The sequence below is a fragment of the Paramylibacter ulvae genome, from assembly GCF_014652655.1.
Taxonomy (GTDB): Bacteria; Pseudomonadota; Alphaproteobacteria; order Rhodobacterales; family Rhodobacteraceae; genus Amylibacter; species Amylibacter ulvae.
In genome coordinates this window covers 459,402-478,923 of the sequence record NZ_BMZF01000001.1, presented here as the reverse complement: position 1 = coordinate 478,923, position 19,522 = coordinate 459,402, and the positions used below count along the sequence as shown (strand labels likewise).

20 protein-coding genes are annotated in these 19,522 nt (G+C 49.2%); 5 read left to right on the top strand and 15 right to left on the bottom strand.

Annotation, left to right across the window (positions count from 1 at the left end):
• Positions 1-42 precede the first annotated feature (42 nt).
• The 9 genes from IE094_RS02370 to tkt all read right to left on the bottom strand — a co-directional run bounded on the left by IE094_RS02370 (position 43) and on the right by tkt (position 9,764).
• A complete protein-coding gene (locus IE094_RS02370) occupies positions 43-1,335 on the bottom strand; it encodes a pyruvate dehydrogenase complex dihydrolipoamide acetyltransferase (RefSeq protein ID WP_189638958.1) in 1,293 nt (430 codons plus the stop codon).
• Between the two features lie 11 nt (positions 1,336-1,346).
• The gene (locus IE094_RS02365; protein WP_189638957.1) at positions 1,347-2,720 is read right to left on the bottom strand and encodes a pyruvate dehydrogenase complex E1 component subunit beta; all 1,374 of its coding nucleotides are present in this window, start codon (positions 2,718-2,720) and stop codon (positions 1,347-1,349) included.
• Positions 2,648-2,812: a hypothetical protein gene (locus IE094_RS15655; protein WP_505851489.1), complete on the bottom strand. Its 165-nt coding sequence runs from the start codon at positions 2,810-2,812 to the stop codon at positions 2,648-2,650. Before IE094_RS15655 ends, IE094_RS02365 begins: the two co-directional genes overlap by 73 nt.
• Positions 2,733-3,722, bottom strand: a complete 990-nt coding sequence (gene pdhA / locus IE094_RS02360; RefSeq protein WP_189638956.1) for a pyruvate dehydrogenase (acetyl-transferring) E1 component subunit alpha — start codon at positions 3,720-3,722, stop codon at positions 2,733-2,735. The genes IE094_RS15655 and pdhA overlap by 80 nt, the downstream gene beginning before the upstream one ends.
• 116 nt (positions 3,723-3,838) lie before the next feature.
• On the bottom strand, positions 3,839-4,135 hold the full coding sequence (locus IE094_RS02355) for an FtsB family cell division protein (RefSeq protein ID WP_373295848.1): 297 nt from the start codon (positions 4,133-4,135) through the stop codon (positions 3,839-3,841).
• Between the two features lie 153 nt (positions 4,136-4,288).
• Entirely contained in the window at positions 4,289-5,182 is an 894-nt protein-coding gene (locus tag IE094_RS02350; RefSeq protein ID WP_189638954.1) for a fructose bisphosphate aldolase, read from the bottom strand.
• Between the two features lie 32 nt (positions 5,183-5,214).
• Positions 5,215-6,405, bottom strand: coding sequence for a phosphoglycerate kinase (locus IE094_RS02345; protein WP_189638953.1), 1,191 nt, complete (start codon positions 6,403-6,405; stop codon positions 5,215-5,217).
• 159 nt (positions 6,406-6,564) lie between these two features.
• The gene (gap, locus tag IE094_RS02340) at positions 6,565-7,566 is read right to left on the bottom strand and encodes a type I glyceraldehyde-3-phosphate dehydrogenase (protein ID WP_189638952.1); all 1,002 of its coding nucleotides are present in this window, start codon (positions 7,564-7,566) and stop codon (positions 6,565-6,567) included.
• Between the two features lie 176 nt (positions 7,567-7,742).
• Positions 7,743-9,764: a transketolase gene (tkt, locus tag IE094_RS02335; RefSeq protein WP_189638951.1), complete on the bottom strand. Its 2,022-nt coding sequence runs from the start codon at positions 9,762-9,764 to the stop codon at positions 7,743-7,745.
• Between the two features lie 184 nt (positions 9,765-9,948).
• Between tkt and IE094_RS02330 the strand changes: the two genes are divergently transcribed.
• From IE094_RS02330 to IE094_RS02320, 3 genes are all read left to right on the top strand, one after another.
• On the top strand, positions 9,949-10,332 hold the full coding sequence (locus IE094_RS02330; RefSeq protein ID WP_189638950.1) for a hypothetical protein: 384 nt from the start codon (positions 9,949-9,951) through the stop codon (positions 10,330-10,332).
• 3 nt (positions 10,333-10,335) lie between these two features.
• Entirely contained in the window at positions 10,336-11,247 is a 912-nt protein-coding gene (locus tag IE094_RS02325) for a cell division protein ZapA (RefSeq protein ID WP_189638949.1), read from the top strand.
• Between the two features lie 282 nt (positions 11,248-11,529).
• Positions 11,530-11,775: a DUF1858 domain-containing protein gene (locus IE094_RS02320; RefSeq protein ID WP_308429186.1), complete on the top strand. Its 246-nt coding sequence runs from the start codon at positions 11,530-11,532 to the stop codon at positions 11,773-11,775.
• On the opposite strand, the gene IE094_RS02315 is transcribed toward IE094_RS02320, so the two are convergent.
• Positions 11,742-12,437 (bottom strand): Crp/Fnr family transcriptional regulator, encoded by a 696-nt coding sequence (locus tag IE094_RS02315; protein ID WP_189638947.1) that lies wholly within the window; start codon positions 12,435-12,437, stop codon positions 11,742-11,744. The genes IE094_RS02320 and IE094_RS02315 overlap by 34 nt on opposite strands.
• 102 nt (positions 12,438-12,539) lie before the next feature.
• Between IE094_RS02315 and IE094_RS02310 the strand changes: the two genes are divergently transcribed.
• Positions 12,540-12,974, top strand: coding sequence for a pseudoazurin (locus IE094_RS02310; protein WP_189638946.1), 435 nt, complete (start codon positions 12,540-12,542; stop codon positions 12,972-12,974).
• An 82-nt stretch (positions 12,975-13,056) separates the two neighbouring features.
• On the opposite strand, the gene IE094_RS02305 is transcribed toward IE094_RS02310, so the two are convergent.
• Both IE094_RS02305 and nirK read right to left on the bottom strand, forming a co-directional pair.
• The gene (locus IE094_RS02305) at positions 13,057-13,875 is read right to left on the bottom strand and encodes an SUMF1/EgtB/PvdO family nonheme iron enzyme (RefSeq protein WP_229801967.1); all 819 of its coding nucleotides are present in this window, start codon (positions 13,873-13,875) and stop codon (positions 13,057-13,059) included.
• 73 nt (positions 13,876-13,948) lie between these two features.
• A complete protein-coding gene (gene nirK, locus IE094_RS02300; RefSeq protein ID WP_189638944.1) occupies positions 13,949-15,097 on the bottom strand; it encodes a copper-containing nitrite reductase in 1,149 nt (382 codons plus the stop codon).
• A gap of 238 nt (positions 15,098-15,335) precedes the next feature.
• Here nirK and IE094_RS02295 point away from each other — a divergent pair, with 238 nt between their 5' ends.
• Positions 15,336-16,202 carry an urea carboxylase-associated family protein gene (locus IE094_RS02295; RefSeq protein WP_189638943.1) on the top strand — a complete coding sequence of 289 codons (867 nt, stop codon included), beginning with the start codon at positions 15,336-15,338 and terminating at the stop codon, positions 16,200-16,202.
• Between the two features lie 4 nt (positions 16,203-16,206).
• Here IE094_RS02295 and IE094_RS02290 read toward each other — a convergent pair whose 3' ends face one another.
• From IE094_RS02290 to ugpE, 3 genes are all read right to left on the bottom strand, one after another.
• The gene (locus IE094_RS02290) at positions 16,207-17,481 is read right to left on the bottom strand and encodes a glycerate kinase type-2 family protein (protein WP_189638942.1); all 1,275 of its coding nucleotides are present in this window, start codon (positions 17,479-17,481) and stop codon (positions 16,207-16,209) included.
• Between the two features lie 135 nt (positions 17,482-17,616).
• Positions 17,617-18,666 (bottom strand): sn-glycerol-3-phosphate ABC transporter ATP-binding protein UgpC, encoded by a 1,050-nt coding sequence (gene ugpC, locus IE094_RS02285; RefSeq protein WP_189638941.1) that lies wholly within the window; start codon positions 18,664-18,666, stop codon positions 17,617-17,619.
• Positions 18,667-18,669: 3 nt separating this feature from the next.
• Positions 18,670-19,506: a sn-glycerol-3-phosphate ABC transporter permease UgpE gene (gene ugpE / locus IE094_RS02280; RefSeq protein WP_189639420.1), complete on the bottom strand. Its 837-nt coding sequence runs from the start codon at positions 19,504-19,506 to the stop codon at positions 18,670-18,672.
• Between the last annotated feature and the right edge of the window lie 16 nt (positions 19,507-19,522).

The window sequence follows — 19,522 nt, the reverse complement described above, 5'->3', positions numbered from 1 at the left end:
CCCCGCAAAATGCGAGGCTCTAATTTTTACATTTGCATAAAATTAAGCAAAAATGGTCAGTGGGTTTTCCAAATAACGCACTATGGCATCAAGGAATGTTGCCCCCAACGCGCCATCAATCGCACGGTGATCGACGGATAACGTGACCGACATCACAGTGGCAACCGAAACAGATCCATCATCGCCGACAACTGGTTTTTTCATACCAGCGCCCACAGCCAAGATCGAACCGTGTGGTGGGTTAATCACCGCATCAAAATTTTCGATACCCATCATGCCAAGGTTGGAAATGGCAAAGCTGCCGCCCTGATATTCATGGGGGGCAAGTTTGCGATCACGTGCGCGACTTGCCAAATCTTTCATTTCGGCGGAAATGGTTGACAGAGTTTTGGTGTCGCTGTCGCGTATAACAGGAGTGAACAATCCACCCTCGATCGCCACCGCAACGGCCACGTCCGATGCATTCAGTTTCAAGATACGATCGTCCGCCCAAACAACATTGGCGTCTGGTACATCTTGCAATGCTTTTGCACATGCTTTGATGATGAAATCATTTACGGACAGTTTCACGCCGCTTTCTGCCAGACCTGCGTTAATTTCACCACGTGTTGACAAAAGTTTGTCCAATTGAATGCTACGGCGCAGATAAAAATGTGGAACGGTTTGTTTTGCCTCGGTCAAACGTGCAGCAATGGTTTTGCGCATCCCGTCGAGTGTGACCTCTTCGAATTCGCGGTCTTGGTACATCGCTTTGACCTGATCCGAACTTGGCGATTGCGCAAGACCAGCGGATGCAGATGGTGCGGTCGCAGCGCCTGGTTTGGCATTTTCAACATCAGCTTTTACAATGCGCCCTTTGGGGCCAGACCCGTCGATTGATTTCAGATCAATGCCTTTGTCCGCCGCGATGCGACGTGCAAGCGGTGTGGCAAAGACACGATCGCCTTTGTTTGCACTTGGTGCGGATTTTGGTGCTTCTGTTTTCTTTGGCGCGGACGCCTCTTTCGGAGCATCCGATTTTTCGTCAGCAGGTTTTTTATCCGCTTTTGGTGCAGGGGTGGATTTAACATTATCTGCGGCAGAGGTATCTTCGCCGTCTTCTAATAATACGGCGATGGGATCGTTGACCTTGACGCCTGCGGTGCCCTCGGCGATCAAAATTTTGCCAATTACACCTTCGTCCACGGCTTCGAATTCCATCGTTGCCTTGTCGGTTTCGATTTCGGCCATGATGTCACCGCTTTCAACGGTGTCACCTTCTTTGACCAGCCATTTTGCCAATGTGCCTTCTTCCATCGTTGGCGATAGTGCGGGCATAAGTATTTGAATTGCCATGTCTTTTCCCCTTAACGATAGGTGACTTGTTTCACTGCGTCGATGACCTCGGCGGTGGTAACAAGTGCCAGTTTTTCAAGATTTGCTGCATAAGGCATTGGAACATCCTTGCCTGCACAGTTGATGACGGGCGCATCAAGATAATCAAACGCGCGCTCCATGATCACAGCGGATAGGTGGTTGCCGATGGATGCCACTGGGAAACCTTCTTCGATGGTGACACAGCGGTTGGTTTTCTTGACCGATTCAATCAGCGTATCGTAATCAATCGGGCGCAAGGAGCGTAGATCGATAACCTCGGCGCTGATACCGTCCTCGGCCAATTTGTCGGCCGCTTCCAAGGCGTATTTCATCCCGATGCCAAAGCTGACCAAGGTTACATCATCGCCTTCGCGCCAAATGCGCGCCTTGCCGATTGGTACGGTGAAATCATCCAGATCAGGAACGTCGAACGATTGACCATACAGAATTTCGTTTTCCAAGAAAATCACAGGGTTTGGATCGCGGATCGCTGATTTAAGCAAGCCTTTGGCATCTGCAGCGGAATAGGGCATCACAACCTTGAGTCCAGGAACTTGTGCATACCACGCGGCGTAATCGTGGCTGTGTTGTGCGCCAACGCGTGCGGCGGCACCGTTTGGACCGCGAAACACCATTGGTGCGCCCATCTGACCGCCAGACATATACAATGTTTTCGCAGCAGAGTTGATGATGTGGTCGATTGCTTGCATCGCAAAGTTGAAAGTCATGAATTCAACGATTGGTTTCAAACCACCAAATGCCGCGCCCACACCCAAACCAGCAAAGCCATGTTCGGTGATCGGCGTGTCAATCACGCGTTTTTCGCCAAATTCATCAAGCAACCCTTGCGAGATTTTATAGGCCCCTTGGTATTCGGCAACTTCTTCACCCATCAAAAATACGGTGTCATCGGCGCGCATTTCTTCGGCCATAGCATCGCGCAACGCTTGGCGCACGGTTGTGGATGTGAATGTCGTACCTTCTGGCACTTCTTCCATTGCGATGGCGGCCGTGGCTGGTTTTTTGGCAACCTTTGGTTCGTCTTCGCTTGCCGCGGGTGCTTGATTGTCGTCGTCATCACTTGCTGGTGCGTCGGCACTGTCAGCGGCGGATGCATCTTCACCCTCTTCAAGGAGGACGGCGATGGGGGTGTTCACCTTTACATTGGCGGTGCCCTCGGCGATCAGCAATTTACCAATCACACCTTCATCGACGGCTTCGAATTCCATCGTCGCCTTGTCTGTTTCGATTTCGGCCATGATCTGACCGCTTTCAACTGTGTCGCCTTCTTTCACAGTCCATTTTGCCAATGTGCCTTCTTCCATTGTCGGCGACAATGCAGGCATAAGGATTTGAATTGCCATGATATTTTTCCCTTACGCGTAAATGTCAGTGTAAAGCTCATCCACGGATGGCTCTGGGCTTTCGATTGCGAAATCTGCAGCCTCTTGCACAATTTTTTTGATTTCTTTGTCGATGGCTTTCAAATCATCTGCACTGGCGTGTTTGCCCTGTGCGATCATTTCTTTGACCATATCAATCGGATCTTGGTTTTCCTTGACCTTTTGCACCTCTTCGCGTGAACGATATTTGGCAGGGTCAGACATTGAATGCCCGCGATAGCGATAGGTTTTCACCTCCATCACATAGGGGCCCTTGCCAGCGCGACAATGGGCAACAGCCTCTTCTGCGGCGGCTTTGACAGCCAGAACATTCATGCCATCAACGGCGGCACCTGGAATACCGAATGCTTCGCCGCGTGTGTAAAAATCAGGGGTTGATGCGGAACGCTTTTGGCTTGTCCCCATGGCGTATTGGTTATTTTCCACCACGAAAATCACAGGCAATTTCCAAAGCGCGGCCATGTTAAAGCTTTCATAAACTTGGCCTTGGTTCGCAGCGCCATCACCGAAATAGGTGAATGAAACCGTGTCTTCACCCTTGTATTTATTGGCAAATGCAAGCCCTGCGCCGATTGGCACTTGTGCGGCCACAATACCGTGCCCGCCATAGAATTTTTTCTCGGCGCTAAACATGTGCATAGAGCCGCCTTTGCCTTTGGAATAGCCATCTTCGCGGCCGGTCAATTCGGCCATCACACCTTTGGGGTCCATGCCACAGGCCAGCATATGACCGTGATCGCGATAAGAGGTGAGGCGGCTATCGCCTTCTTTGGCGGCGGCTTCGATGCCAACAACAACCGCTTCTTGGCCGATATACAAATGGCAGAACCCGCCGATTTGACCCATGCCATAAAGCTGACCTGCCTTTTCTTCAAAACGGCGGATCATCAACATTTCACGGTAGTAATGTAAAAGCTCGTCGCCAGAAACATTCGCACCAGACGCAGATTTTTTTGCAGCCATAGAACACCCCAAGGAATATAGTTTAACGTTGAACTATATTATATGCGAAGCAACCGCAAAACGCACGTCATTTTTGACGTGGCGTTAATGCATTGAAAAATATGTATAATAGGGTGCTAGCGAATGATAACTTCGTCAGGGCGCGCCATGCCAAGCAATTTTCGCGCCTGTTCATCCAGCAAATCCAAATCCAGATAGTCATCGGACATGCGGTGCGTTTTATTTGCGATCTCTTCGCGTTGCTGGCGTAGCTCGGCCAATTGCTGTGTCAACAATTGTTCCTCTGCTTCGATTTGCACACGTTGGAAATGGCCAAAATCGCCTTGAATTGCTGCGAAAACAAAATAAGCGGACAACGAAAGAATGGCGGCGAAAAAGATCGCCGCCCCAAGTCCAATACGTGAATTTCGCATTACCTTCATTCTTTGCCTCAACGCCAGTCTTTGTGCTGGTTATACCCGAATCATAGGGCAAGTGATTCGCAATGTGAATCCCAAAAATGCATTTGATTCGAAAAAAATGGGGCTCGGTGATCCGAACCCCAATAAAATAAGGTTTTCAGATGATTAGCCCGCGTTGGACGCCGCTGTGATTTCATCAATTGTGGACGCAATCGTCGCATTAAAGTCCTCATCGGATTGATCTGCGCTCAATCCTTCACTTAATGCGCGGGAAAAACTGGCGATCATTCCTGCGTTTTGCGCAAGCTTTTCATTGGCCTGTTCGCGGCTGTATCCACCCGACAGAGCAACAACGCGCATCACCTGTGGATGATCGATCAGCGATTTATATTGGTTTGGCGTTTCAGGCAGCGTTAGTTTCAACATAACCTTTTGTTCTTTGGGCAGGTTTTCCAAATGTTTGGCAATGCTGTCGCGCAGCATATTTTCCGCCTCTGCCTTGTCATCAATTGAAATGGTGACTTCGGGTTCAAGGATGGGCATCAAACCAGCGGCGATGATTTCAGCGCCGATTTCAAATTGTTGCCCCACGATTGCATCAATGCCACCCGCATTTGCGGCACTGATAACAGAACGCATTTTCGTGCCAAAAATACCAGCCTTATCCGCGCGTGCTAGTGTATCGGATAACCCATCAATGGGTTTCATCAATTGAACACCGTCTGTGTCGGCCTCTAGCCCTTTGTCCACCTTTAAAAATGGCACCACACCGCGTTTTTCCCAGATATATTGCGCTGTTGGCATCCCTTCGATTTCACGATCCATGGTCATTTCAAACAGGATAGCGCCAATCACCTTGTCCCCTGTAAACGCAGGGGCGGTAGCGATACGTGCGCGCATGGCGTGGATCAAATCATACATTTCGGCGTCATTGGTATAACCATCTTCGCCAATACCATAAAGCGCGAGCGCCTTTGGCGTTGAACCACCGCTTTGATCCAGTGCTGCGATAAATCCAGCGCCGGTTTCCATTTGTTTGGCTTGTGCTGACTTGCTCATGTGGTGATCCCCTTAAAATGTCTTTGATAAAATTAGTATTGAAGTACGGCGACACCGGGCAATGTTTTACCCTCTAGCCATTCTAAAAACGCGCCACCCGCAGTGGAAATATAGGTGAAATCTTTGCCAGCGTTGCTGCTGTTCAATGCGGCCACCGTGTCACCACCACCCGCAACGGACAGCAGTTTACCTGCCTTGGTCAATGCGGCCACATGTGTTGCGGCGGCGTCTGTGGCCGTGTTGTAGGGGTGAATTTCGAATGCGCCCAATGGGCCGTTCCAGATCACGGTTTTGGATTTGTCCAAATGTGATTTGATAATCTCGACGGTTTTTGGTCCCGCATCCAAAATCATGCTATCCGCGGGGCAGGCATCGGCGGGAAGCGTCTCATTATCTGAATATGCTTTGAATTCGCGTGATGTCACTATATCGACGGGCAATACGATTTCACAATTTGCATCCTTGGCATTTTTCAAAATATCGCGTGCGGTATCCAGCAAATCATGTTCGCACAATGATTGGCCTACATTATACCCTTGCGCGGCCAGAAAAGTGTTTGCCATACCACCACCAATGACGATTGTATCCATCGGCGTGATAAGGTTGGTTAACAGTTCCAGTTTGGATGAAACCTTGGCGCCACCGACAACGGCCAAAACAGGGCGTTCTGGTTTTGAAAGTGCGGCTTCAAGCTGTTTGATTTCTTCTTCCATTAAACGCCCTGCACAACTGGGAAGCAATTCAGCCACCCCAACCACGGATGCGTGGGCGCGGTGTGCGGTGGAAAATGTGTCAGAGACGAAAAAATCGCCTAGTTTTGCCAGTTCTTTGGCAAATTCAGGATCGTTGTTTTTCTCACCCGCATGAAAACGCGTGTTTTCCAACAATAGAACATCACCCTCTGGAAGGGTTTCAACCGCTTTTTGCGCAGTTTCACCAATGCAAGAAGTTGCGAAATGTACGCGGTGTTTTAAAACTTGGGACAATGCATTGACGGTTTGCTGTACCGAAAGGCTCAATTCAAACCCACGGGTAGGGCGGCCAAAATGGGACAGCAAAATCGGCTTGCCGCCTTTTTTCAACACTTCCAAAACGGTGGGAACGATACGGTCCAAACGGGTCAGGTCGGTGACACGCCCATTGTCCGTTGGTACGTTTACATCCACACGGATCAATACGTTTTTTCCAGTAAAGTCGAAATCGTCAAGTGTTCTTAGGCCCAATTTTTCATCTCCAAAATGTCATCCAATCCAGCAGTATCAGCATTTTTTTCCCAAGGAAAAGAAGCCCCTGTGCATCGTTCATCGAATAGTCGCCAATGATCGCCAAAACGATAACGATTCCCACAATTATAGACGTTCGATTTCCCACGGGCTATCCTTTTAGATGTGTCGACCCATCGCTACTGCAGTGTCGGCCATTCTACAAGAGAAACCCCATTCGTTGTCATACCAGCTTAACACGCGCACCAAACGTTTGTTGGTGACCTGTGTTTGCGCAGGCGCGAATGTGGATGAATGGGGGTCGTGATTGAAATCGATCGACACTTTGGGTTCTGGGTCATATGCCAATACACCCTTTAGGGGGCCATCGGCGTAATCTTTAACGGCGGCGTTGATTTCCTCGACAGATGTATCGCGCCCTGCGGTGAACGTGAGATCAACACAGGATACGTTTGGCGTTGGCACGCGAATGGCAGAACCGTGCAATTTACCTTCCAACTCTGGCAATACCAAACCAACGGCCTTGGCCGCACCTGTGGATGTGGGGATCATCGACATGGCACCAGCACGTGCGCGGTACAAATCCTTATGTTTCTTATCTAACATCGGCTGATCGCCTGTGTATGAATGCACCGTGGTCATGATACCCATTTCAATGCCCACAGTTTCATTCAACGCCTTGGCCAGTGGTGCCAAACAGTTGGTGGTACAGGATGCATTGGAAATGACTGTATCGTCCTTTGTGATGCTGTCGTGGTTCACACCATATACGATGGTTTTATCGGCGTTTTTGGCAGGGGCGGAAATCAAGACTCGTTTTGCGCCTTTTTCCAGATGCACAGATGATTGTTCCTTGGAATTAAATGCGCCTGTGCATTCCAGCACCACATCAATGCCATCCCAATTCAATTCATCAGTATTATACGTCCCTTGCATTTCAATGAGCCCTTGGCCCGCAAAAATCTTGCCATCCACGATGCGTACTTCGCCGGGGAAGCGCCCATGCACAGAGTCATATTTCAAAAGATGCGCCAAGGTTTCCAGCGGAGCAGGTGCGTTGATCGCCACCACTTCGATATCTTTGCGTCCAGATTCAATTATCGCGGCAAGTGTACAGCGACCAATCCGGCCCATTCCGTTGATGGCAACTTTTAATGTCATGTCAAACTCCGATAGTTTGGGCATCCACGTGGTGTGAGTGCAGTAAATCCTGCCCCTCAACTAATCGGAAAATGGTTTTTATAAAAGGCTAACAAGGCGGAAAAAATCGGATTTTTTCCTTTTTTATCAATCGTTAGCGCTAACTCTTAATGTGATAGCGCTAACGATTTTTGATATTACTTCAACAGGTCCTTGGCGGTCTTGGCAACAACCGCCGAAGTGATTCCAAATTTTTCGTATAATTCATCCGCGGGTGCTGATGCACCAAAGGATTCCATACCGACAAATGCACCACGACCCGCACGACCACGTTCGCCAAAGATCCAACGATCCCAGCCTTGGCGCGCACCTGCTTCTACCGCGACACGCACTGAACCACCTGGCAAAACAGATTTGCGGTATTGTTCGTCCTGCGCTTCGAACAGTTCCCAACATGGCATGGATACCACGCGTGTACCGATGCCTTCGGCCTCTAACGCCTCTTTGGCGTCCAGAGCGATTTCAACTTCGGAACCTGTTGCCATCAGGATCACCTGACGTTTGGCAACCTCTTTGGCGAGCGTATAGGCACCAAATGCGGTCATGTTCTTGTTCTTGTGATCGGTACGTACTGTGCGCAATCCCTGACGTGTCAATGACATCACGGATGGTGTTGATTTGCTGGTCACGGCCAATTCCCATGCCTCTGCCGTTTCCACGGTGTCAGCGGGACGGAACACGTTTGTGTTTGGTGTGGCGCGTGAAATTGCCAGATGTTCAACAGGTTGGTGTGTTGGGCCATCTTCGCCCAAACCGATGCTGTCGTGTGTCATCACATAAACCACAGGAACACCCATCAGTGCAGACAGGCGCATCGATGGCCGCGCGTAATCGGTGAAACACATGAATGTGCCGCCATATGGGCGAATACCACCGTGCAATGCCATGCCGTTCATCGCCGCGGCCATGCCGTGTTCACGGATACCGTAATACACATGGCGACCTTTGCGGTTATCCGCATCAAAACGACCCAGATCAGCGGTGAGTGTGTTGTTGGAACCCGTCAAATCCGCAGAACCACCAATGGTTTCTTGCATGATTGGATTGATTACCTCTAACGCCGCTTGTGACGATTGGCGCGTTGCCATTTTGGGCTGCTCTTCGCTGATCTTTTTCTTTAACCGTTTGATCACCGCGGACAATCTGTTTGGCACATCACCTGCAAACACGCGTTTGAATTCGCCCTGTTTGTTTTCGGACAGACCCGCAAAGCGTGCTTCCCATTCTTGGCGCTCGCTCGCGCCGCGTGCACCAATTGCACGCCAGCCATCGGCGACGTCTTTTGGGATTTCATACGCAGGATAAGGCCAGTCATAAAATTTGCGCATCTGTTCCAGTTGCGCATCTTTGATGTTGTAGCCGTGGCCACCAGATGTGTTTTCAACACCATCAACACCCGCCGCGATCACTGTTTTACATGCGATCATGGATGGAGTGTTGGTGTTTTTCGCAGCAGTGATTGCCGCATCAATCGCATCGGGGTCGTGGCCGTCTACTTCGAATACGGACCAGCCTGCGGCCTTGAACCGTTTTGGCTGATCTGTCACATCGGACAATTCCGCCGTGCCATCAATCGTGATGTTATTGTCATCCCAAAGAACAATCAATTTGCCCAGTTTTTGTTTGCCAGCCAAACCAATGGCTTCGTGGCTGACACCTTCCATCAGGCAACCGTCGCCTGCGATGACATATGTATAGTGATCGACAACCTTTTTGCCAAAACGCGCTGACAATGCTTGTTCTGCCATTGCAAAACCAACCGCGTTGGAAATGCCTTGGCCCAATGGACCTGTGGTTGTTTCGATGCCTTTGGCGTGGCCATATTCAGGGTGGCCCGCTGTTTTTGCACCCCATTGGCGGAAATTTTTGATTTCCTCCATGGTCATGTCTTTGTAACCTGTCAGGTGCAACAATGCATAAATCAGCATTGAACCGTGACCTGCGGACAGGATGAAACGATCGCGATCTTCCCAATCAGGGGCTGATGCGTCGAATTTCAAATGTTTTTCAAACAGAACGGTTGCGACATCGGCCATGCCAATGGGCATGCCTTGGTGACCTGATTTCGCAGCATGAACGGCATCAGCCGCCAAGATACGAATGGCCGCAGCCTTTTTCCAATGATCGGGGTGTGTTTTTTTAAGCTCGGAGAGTGACACGTGGCAGCTCGCTTTTCTCGTTGATGGTGTGGTTTATACGCAACCGTGATACCAAGTGTTGTGGGCTGGTCAAGCAACTGTTTGCCGATATGTGAAGTTTTTACTCCAACAAACTGATTTAATTGGGTTAAAATAAACATTAACAGAAAATACATACGATTCGCGTAGGGAATTAGGGGACAAAATGAGCGAAATTAAGGACCTAGAGGCCAGAGCAGAGGCCGCTTTGGCAAAATTCGCAACCGCGGCGTCTGATAAGGACGCGGGTTTTTCAGACAAAATCACCGCATTGGAAGCCGATTTAACCAAAGCAAACGATGCTTTGGAAAAAGAAGAACGTATCCATGCCGCGCTTCAAGAAGAATTCTTGGATGTTTGTCAAGATTTCGGCCAAATGGAATTGGACGTGATTAAAACAACAGATGCGCAAAACGCGGTGAATGGTGAAAAAGACGCAGCAATCATTGATGCATCTGAAACACTCGCCGAATTGCGCCGCCTGCGCCAAGAAGACATCGACGAAGTTGATGATATTTTGGCAAAACTCACACCAATCGTAGAGGGCTAAACCATGGCAGAAGTAACAATCACAATTGGTGGCCGCGATTTTCAAGTTGTCTGCCAAGAGGGGCAACAGGATTATCTGTATTCCGCCGCTGCAATGTTGGATACAGAGGCACAAAAATTGGATCAGGCAAGTTCGCGCCTGACCGAAAGCCGTATGTTGATGATGGCCGGTTTAATGCTGGCCGATCGCACCGCAGCACTCGAAGAGGCGGCAAAATCGGATGACACTGGTGCGCTTAAAACCGCGCTAGAGGGTGAAATCAATCGCGCTAATACCGCCGATAGCAAACTGGCCGCTGCCAATCAAAAAATTGTCGAACTGAAGGCAGAAAAAGATGCGCTTCAAACCGAAATTGACAGTGTAAATCTGGATGGTGGCGCGGATATGCATGCCGAGCTATCCACCGCACGCGCAGAAATTGAAATGCTAACGGGCAAATTAGAAGCCGCGGAACATGCGGTTGAACTGGCGCAAGAGCGCTTTGAAACCATGGAAAATGACGATAGCGCTGATGGCGCATTGGACACAGCCAAATCAGAACTGAGCGATGCGCAATCTGCACTTGCCAATAGTGAAGCGAAAATTAACGAATTAAACGCTGCATTGGAAAAGGCCGCCGAATTATCCGCCGAACAAGACGACGTGATTGAAAGAGCAGCGGGTCTTGATGATGAACTGTCATCTGCGAAAGCAGAAATCGAAACGCTGAACGCCAAAATTGCAGAGTTGGATGCAAAACCAACCCAAGATCCCGAAGTAATCACAGAGCGCGACGAAGCGAAATCCGAACGCGACGCGGCGATTGCTGTGCGTGATGAATTGCAGGATAAATTGGATGGGTTAACCGACGAGCGCGACGAAGCAATCAACGCATTGCGCCGTATCGTTACCCAAATTGAAACCGCGGCTGAATAAAGCAATTCAGAAAATATAAAATCCAACACTGCGAGATTGGTTTCTTGCAGTGTTTGTTCTTTGGCGCTGTTATCCCCGTCCGTTTTCGTAATCGTATCGAACCCAGACACGATCATTGGATATATTCGACAATTGGGTATTCAAATAAATACTGTGGTTCCAATACGCATTTAGCGCCAAAACATCGAACAAGATCTGTTTCAACGTTGCCACAGCGCAAAGAGCCGATGATCAGCATCGATATTTTGTGATTCAAAACCAGTTGAAAAAACCGCAACCATTTTGGAGGATGTTTTGGAACCCCGATCGGCATTTGACGCAGATACAAGCGTTTTAGAGATCATGGACAAATGGCCAGAAACGATTGGCGTGTTTATCAAATACAAAATGTTCTGTGTGGGATGCACCATCGCACCATTTCATTCGCTACGCGATGCCTGCAATGAACACCAACTGGATGAAGAAACAATCCTTGTGGAATTATTGCGGATGGTTCACCCATCAACCCCACTTAACAGAACCAATTGATGGGGTTGCGTTATGGTGATGTTGCTACGCTTGCTGACAACGATACCGTCGCGTTCCCATCCGCTGAGCAGGCGGCTTACGGTGTGTAATGTCGTTCCAGTCATTTCTGATATATTCTGGCGCGTGATGGGGAAATCAATTTCGATACCCGTTGCAACCTTTTTGCCAGCTTGATTTATCAGGCGTAACAACACAGCTGCCACACGTTGTTCAACGTGTCGCGTTGCCAATTCGACCAGCCGGTTATTCATTTCACCGATCCGATCACCAACAACTTTGTAGGTTTCTGTGGCGAACCCGTCGTATTTATCGACAAATTCAGCCCACAATTCATTGGGCCAAGACAGCGTTAAACATTCGCGCGCCGCGATCGCAGAGGCAGGATATTCATCTTTGCCCAATGCAACCGCGATACCAAACAATTGTCCACTGGCAATATGGAGCACAATAACCTGATCACCAACCGTAGTGTTTTTAACGACGCGGATATGACCATCAAGCAATAGATAAAAATGTGTCGCTGGCATGCCTTGGTCAAAAATGGCGTTTCCAGAATCTATTCTTTTGGGCTGCGCTTGATCCAGAATTTCACGAATTTGTTGCCGTTGAAGTTTCCGAAAGGGCGGAATGCTGGCGAGCAAGCTTTCATCAAGGTTTTTCAAAATATGCAGTCCAAGTTTGACACAGCGCAAAGAGCATTTGTGATCACTATCATAAAACGGCCCAGAGACAAACCCGTCCAAAATAGAAGAAAGGACATTTAGATGTTCAAAAAAATAGTGATGACATGCGCCGCAACATTTGTGCTTGCAAATGTCGGGCATGCAGAAACCTTCGAAGTGAAAATGCTGAACAAAGGCGCCGAAGGAACCATGGTTTTTGAACCCGCATTTGTCGCGGCACAGCCGGGCGACACAATTACCTTCTTGGCGACGGACAAGGGGCATAATGCCGAAACGATCCAAGGGATGCTGCCAGAGGGTGCTGAACCGTTCAAAAGTGCATTGGGCAAAGAATTTTCGGTAATACTTGAAACCGAAGGTTTGTATGGCATTAAATGTACGCCTCACTATGCCTTGGGCATGATCGCATTAATCCAAGTTGGGGCGGCCACCAACCTAGAGGATGCCACAGCAGTGAAGCAAAAAGGCAAAGCCAAGAAACGGTTTCCTGCGTTGTTTGAACAGGTAACTGAATAATAGATCACCAAATTATCTTGGGCGGTGCGCGATATGAGCGCCGCCTTTTTTGAATCAAAACAGGGTGGGCTTGCGCGTTTTGTTAAACCTCGCGAACCAGCCGAAAGCCCAAATTATCTGGGGGAACGCCAACCGCACATCCCCCACCTTTGGCGTCTCTTACGAAATCGATAATGAATGCGCGATGTTTTCCCTGTGCGGCGCGAACCCCGCAATAATCTTTGAATTCAATCAGTGTTTTGCCATCTTTGGATACCTTCCCATTTTTAAAACAGGTTGTTGTCCATTCCCAAATATTACCGTTGATATCAAACACCCCTAAATCATTCGCACCATATGCACCGATCGCGCGCAATTTGGGGTTTGAATTGCCTCTTTGATCTGCTTGTTCTTTGTATCGTTTGATCCAACGCTGGGATGGATCAGGGTTGTTGGAAATATCTCCCAGTATGGTTTCGTGAAACCTATCACCCGCAAACCGAACCCATTCTTGATCGCTGGGCAATCGCCACACTTGTTTCGTTTGAAGAGAAAGCCAAGCTGCATATTTTTGTGCATCGAGATAGCTCACGTTCACCTGTGCCAATTTTGGGGACGACCCACCAGTTGTCGCAAGACAAAAATGATCGGCAACACATGCTGAATACTCCGCTTGTGTCACATGATATTTCATGACTTCGAAATCATAATCAGCAAAATGGTGTTCTGTTGGTGCATCAACCATGCGGTTGTCGATGCGAAATTCGCCTACGAAACGATATTCAAAAGCCCCAGATTGAATGAAAACCGTTTCTGGTTCGAGGTAATCGGGGAGAGCAATTTTTGCATTCCACATGATCATTGCGGACAGCGCCAGAGCAGCTGAAAATACAACAAATACTCCAACAAAATATCGCATCATCACTCCTGTTTTTAAAAAGGCAGCCGCAATTGCGACCGCCCATCGGTGTGTTGAATTGTCAAAGGTCGCGTATTTATGGCAATGCGGTTTTGCCCTCATAGGCGACATCATACTCGGTTGGTGCAACGACCTGTTCCATCAGATCATTATTCCAATCGCCCCCAACAACAACATGCGCGGTTGCGCCAAGGTTCACCGCCTCTATCAGGTTGTGATTCACATAGGCATACACACCTGGTTGCAAGAAACGATATAGCGCCGCACCCGCAGACCCGCCGCGAATGAACCATGTTTCCAAATCACGATCCGGGGCGTTGTTAAATTTCCCTGCTTCCCACACAAGATCGCCATGCCCGCCGATCAAATGTGGGCGGCTGTCTCGGTTTGCTTGGCTATGAACAAACAGCACATTTTCCCCTTGTTCAGCGGTCAAGGCATTGTTGCCCGTCAGCGCGCCAACCTTGCCGTTGAACGTGACATGAGTGGGTATTAATCCGTTCATCACCTCCAAGGTTTCGGGATAACTTTCGCCCGCATCTTCGTAACGTTTGTAATTTCCGTCAGCGTCTTTGGGGATATAAAAATCGTTTTCACCGATGTAATAAACTCGATCATAGCTGACCGATTTGCCCTCATGATCCTTCAGGCCATCGCGTGGCAAAACCATGATTGCGCCCGACATGCCAGATACAACATGCCATGGGATCATTGGACCACCGGGCGCACAGTGATAAACAAACGTGCCAGGGCGGGTGGCCTTAAACCGTAAAACCACTTTTTCACCTGGATTTACGAGCGTGAGCGATCCACCACCCAGCGCACCAGTCGCCGCATGAAAATCAATGTTATGCTGCATCAGGTTTTCTGGCGGGTTAAACAGGGTCAACTCGACATAGTCTCCTTCGTGCACCACCATCAACGGACCAGGAACAGATCCGTTGAATGTCATCGCTTGCAGATATGCACCTTCGGCAACCTGTATCTCTTTCTCTATGATTTTTAGTTCAAATTTCACAAGAGCAGGGCCCGTTGATGCGATTTGTTCATGTTCGTGCACAAATGGAGGCGGGACCAACTTGTGGCTTCGCACTGGCAAGGCCGACAGATCAACGGGATCTGCGCCCGATGTATCCATCACTTCGTCTGCGGCGGCGTTTGTTATTACATATGGGGTGGCCGCCAACATTGCGCCCGCCATTAATGCAGCTCTTCGCGTAAACATATTGTCTCCTTTGGTGGATATATTTTCAAAGGAATAAATACATTACGTTTGCGCCGTGCTTATTGTTCTGGGACAATGTTTTCGAAGTTGTTCGCAAATTCAGGGTAGAAAGCGCATACGACCCGTTCATAGTGAACATCAGCACAACGACGAACCGCCGTTTGGTGACGATATTTTCCTCGATTCAACGTATCTTTTGCTTATGGTTTCTGGGAACGTTTGACAAAAGGATACTGTCATGAAACCCACCACACCAAATTTTGCCCCACCCAAAGATGCACAACAGCGGCGCGGCATTGCCCCGGTTATTTGTTATCCACCAAATGCGCGGGTTCGTGCGGACCTTGGCGCGTTCGCGGAATTGCTGGCACGTGCGAAACGTACAAATGTTGTAACCGTACCACCGCGTGATGCGGCATGTGTTGACATACCCGCGGGTGCATTTTTTCGCATTGTTTCTGTGCAAGGATCGCAAGTTGGCGATTTGAATCTGTGGAGCAAAGCGGATTTAAACGAGAGATTTTATTCGGGTAAAACACGCGCGTTACACGGTACACATTTATCAACGGGTGATCGGATGTGGTCCAGTTTTCCAAATTTACGCCCGATGGCAACGATAACGGCTGATACGCTTGATTGGTATGGGTTTGATGAATTTGGTGGGTCCGTGCACGATGTGATTGGCACGCGATGTGATCCATACACGGGGCGGCTTTTGTCGGGCGGGGATTACCATAACTGTTGTCATTCAAATTTGACGCGTGCGCTTGCGGATCACTGTGGCCTTTCCGTGAATGTTGCAGAAACCTATGTGCATGATGTTTTGAACGTGTTCATGTGCACGGGGTTTACGCGTGACACTGGGCAATATTTTATGAAAGCGAGCCCAGTTCGCCCAGGGGATTATTTGGAATTTTACGCTGAAATTGACCTGATCGTTGGCTTGTCCGCGTGCCCGGGTGGGGATTGCGGACAGGAACATACATCGGATGTTGCGCACTGTTATCCGCTTGAAATCGAAGTTTACGATCCAGGTGCAATGACGCGCGAAAAACATAACACGCCGTTAAAATCGTCGTATGACCGGAGTCATGGGCGAGGATAATTGCTCATGACTCGGGGCAGATAAGAATGGCACGAAAATCATTCACATTGGTGAGCGTGGGGCCCGTAATGATTTGCCCACCGATCTTTTCAAAAAACTGATGTGCATCATTATTGGCTAACGCCACACTTGGTTCAATGTCCTGTTTTAACGCTGTTATTAATGTGTCTGGCCCCGCATATGCTCCCGCCACCTCGGCGGCGCCATCAACACCGTCGGTATCACAGGCCAGTACATGGATGTTTGGTTGACCATTTAATGCGATTGCCGCGGCTAGCACAAATTCGGCATTTGGCCCCCCAATGCCATCGCCGCGGCGCGTAACTGTGCATTCACCCCCTGACAATAATAACAGCGGTTTACCTGTGTCATTTACCATTGGGCATAACGAGATCGCCAATTCTGCTTGCTCTGTTGCCAAATCGCGCGCTTCGCCTTCCAGCGCGTCGCCCAACATTTGCACTTCACAACCATCACGCGTCGCGATCTGTGCCGCGGTTGTCAGCGAAAGAGATGGCGCGGCGACGATATGGTTTTGATTATTGCGTAACCGTGGATCATGTTTTGCAACAACATTGGGATGTTGGGTAATTGCTGTGCGTATCTGTGGCGAAATTTCAATTTTGTATTGATCAAGAATGGCAATTGCATCTTGGGGGGTGCTGTCATCGCCAACGGTTGGGCCCGATGCAATCAGCGATGGATCATCACCTGGTACATCTGAAATCATTAATGTGATCAATTGCGCGGGGTAACACGCCGTTGCCAATTGCCCACCCTTCACGCGGCTTGTGTGTTTTCGCACAATATTGATTTGACCAATCGGTGCACCTGACGCCAGCAAGGCACGATTTAAATCTCTTTTGTCACGCAGGGTAAGCCCATCAATCGGCGCGCAAAGCAATGCCGAGCCTCCACCAGATATCAATGCGAGCACGGTGTCACCAGAACCAAGATTTGAAACGCGATCCAATAATTGGCGTGTTGCCAATTCACCCTTGGTATCGGGTACGGGGTGCGCGGCCTCTACGATTTCGATGCCTTTGCAAGGGCGGGCATATCCATAACGGGTGATGACCAGCCCCTCGCAAGGGCCGTAATGCTGTTCAACAGCCTCGGCCATGCGCGCACTGGCCTTGCCTGCGCCGATAACAATCAAACGACCAGCGGGGCGGGGTGGTAAAAAATTGGGCACGACACGCATTGGATCAGCCGTGCGCACTGCATTTTCAAACAGATTGGTTAAAAATTGACGCGGCGCTGATGTTGGTTGGGGCATTTATAAAATTATTCGCATGTACGCCTGCGCTTTCATTGTCCTTGCGACGGCGATAGTGGGGTTTGTTATCGTTAAGATTAACACCAATTCCAAATCCTAGCGACAGATAATTATGTCACGAGTTTAGTATTACCCTCATCGACGTATGCCGGTTTCAACATCAAAAAGATGAGCTTGATCGGCCATGACACTAAATCGCATTTCTTGCTTTGAACTTGTCTGTGGGTGCACGCCCTGAAGGCTGATCGTAAAGATGTCATCAGATCCATTCAGCGTGCCGTGAAACAGCGTATTCGCGCCCAAGGGTTCGGTCATGTGTACCACCACCCGTAACGGCCCATCGGCATCCACGATCATATGTTCGGGTCTGATGCCAAGTTTAACAGGGCCGTCCTTACTCGTTGTGGCCATGATGGGCAAATCGTTCACAAATGCTTGGCCATCGCTTATGTCTGCACCGATAATGTTCATCGCTGGGCTCCCGATGAATTGTGCGGCGAATAATGTGCGTGGTGTTTCGTAAACCTCAAGCGGGGTGCCAATTTGTTCGGCGATGCCCGCATTCATCACAATCATTCTGTCGGCCATTGTCATGGCCTCGACCTGATCATGGGTCACATAAAGCGACGTAACCCCTAGCTTTGCTTGAAGCTCTCTGATTTCCAAACGCATCTGCACACGCAGTTTCGCATCAAGATTTGAAAGGGGTTCATCAAACAAAAATACGGCTGGTTCACGTACAATAGCACGCCCCATCGCAACGCGTTGGCGCTGACCACCAGACAATTGTTTGGGTTTGCGATCCAAGAGCGGTTCGAGTTGCAAGAGCTCTGCTGCCTCTACAACCTTGGCGTCTATCTGATCCTTGGGCAAACCTGCAATTTTCAACCCATACCCCATGTTTTGGCGTACCGACATATGCGGATAGAGCGCGTAATTTTGAAATACCATCGCGATATCGCGATCCATGGGTTCCTTATCGTTGGCGATGTCGTCACCGATGAAAATTTCGCCAGATGATACCGTTTCCAGACCCGCAACCATCCGCAGCAACGTGGATTTTCCACAACCAGACGGGCCAACAATCACGATGAATTCACCATCTGCAATCTGTGCATCTATCCCGTGGATCACTTCCGTTGTGCCAAAGCTTTTCTTGATATTGTTTAAGGTAACAGTCGCCATATTTTATTTCTCGCTATCTACTAGGCCACGGATAAACAGCCGTTGCATGCTAATCACAACGATCACGGGTGGGATCATCGCAAGGATTGAAGTTGCCAAAATCACGGGCCAATTGGCGAAATCATCACCCGATGGGAACATCTGTTTGATGCCCATAACAATCGTGTTCATTTCTGGATCCGTGGTGATCAATAGGGGCCACAAATATTGGTTCCAGCCGTAAATAAACAGGATCACGAACAGTGCCGCGATGTTGGTCCTGCTCATCGGTAATACGATGTCCCAGAAAAACCGCATTGGGCGGGCACCGTCAACGCGGGCGGCCTCTGCCAATTCATCGGGGATGGTTAGGAAAAATTGGCGGAATAAAAACGTAGCTGTTGCCGAGGCGATCAGCGGAAAGATTAAACCACCATAGCTGTTTAACATGCCAAAACCGGCGACAACTTCGTAGGTTGGCACGATGCGCACCTCGACGGGGAGCATAAGCGTTAGAAAGATCATCCAGAAAAACATCGTGCGACATGGAAAGCGGAAATAAACAATGGCAAAGGCCGACAGTAACGATATTACAATCTTGCCCACCGCGATACCAATCGCCATGATCAGGCTGTTAAATAGCATGGTTGTTACGGGGACATTTACGCCCGAAAACAGGGCGGCAGAATAATTTTCCAAAAATTTATCGCCTGGTAACAACGGCATCGGTGGGCTGACAATGTCAGCTTGTGATACGGTTGACGCCACAAAGGCAAGCCAGATTGGAAAGAAAATAACCAAGACGCCAAAAATCATAAAGACATGCGTTAACCACAGGCCAGCGCCGCGTTTTTCAACCATGCCTTGAACATCGTTT

Excerpts from the sequence above, each read along its gene's own strand:
- IE094_RS02330 (WP_189638950.1), top strand. The coding sequence starts at position 9,949 with ATGAGCGAAATTAAGGACCTAGAGGCCAGAGCAGAGGCCGCTTTGGCA.
- IE094_RS02350 (WP_189638954.1), bottom strand. The coding sequence starts at position 5,182 with ATGAGCAAGTCAGCACAAGCCAAACAAATGGAAACCGGCGCTGGATTT.
- IE094_RS02295 (WP_189638943.1), top strand. The coding sequence starts at position 15,336 with ATGAAACCCACCACACCAAATTTTGCCCCACCCAAAGATGCACAACAG.
- nirK (WP_189638944.1), bottom strand. The coding sequence starts at position 15,097 with ATGTTTACGCGAAGAGCTGCATTAATGGCGGGCGCAATGTTGGCGGCC.
- IE094_RS02325 (WP_189638949.1), top strand. The coding sequence starts at position 10,336 with ATGGCAGAAGTAACAATCACAATTGGTGGCCGCGATTTTCAAGTTGTC.
- IE094_RS02310 (WP_189638946.1), top strand. The coding sequence starts at position 12,540 with ATGTTCAAAAAAATAGTGATGACATGCGCCGCAACATTTGTGCTTGCA.
- IE094_RS02370 (WP_189638958.1), bottom strand. The coding sequence starts at position 1,335 with ATGGCAATTCAAATACTTATGCCCGCACTATCGCCAACGATGGAAGAA.
- ugpE (WP_189639420.1), bottom strand. The coding sequence starts at position 19,506 with ATGGTTGAAAAACGCGGCGCTGGCCTGTGGTTAACGCATGTCTTTATG.
- IE094_RS02305 (WP_229801967.1), bottom strand. The coding sequence starts at position 13,875 with ATGATGCGATATTTTGTTGGAGTATTTGTTGTATTTTCAGCTGCTCTG.
- IE094_RS02290 (WP_189638942.1), bottom strand. The coding sequence starts at position 17,481 with ATGCCCCAACCAACATCAGCGCCGCGTCAATTTTTAACCAATCTGTTT.
- gap (WP_189638952.1), bottom strand. The coding sequence starts at position 7,566 with ATGACATTAAAAGTTGCCATCAACGGAATGGGCCGGATTGGTCGCTGT.
- IE094_RS02365 (WP_189638957.1), bottom strand. The coding sequence starts at position 2,720 with ATGGCAATTCAAATCCTTATGCCTGCATTGTCGCCGACAATGGAAGAA.
- pdhA (WP_189638956.1), bottom strand. The coding sequence starts at position 3,722 with ATGGCTGCAAAAAAATCTGCGTCTGGTGCGAATGTTTCTGGCGACGAG.
- ugpC (WP_189638941.1), bottom strand. The coding sequence starts at position 18,666 with ATGGCGACTGTTACCTTAAACAATATCAAGAAAAGCTTTGGCACAACG.
- IE094_RS02355 (WP_373295848.1), bottom strand. The coding sequence starts at position 4,135 with ATGCGAAATTCACGTATTGGACTTGGGGCGGCGATCTTTTTCGCCGCC.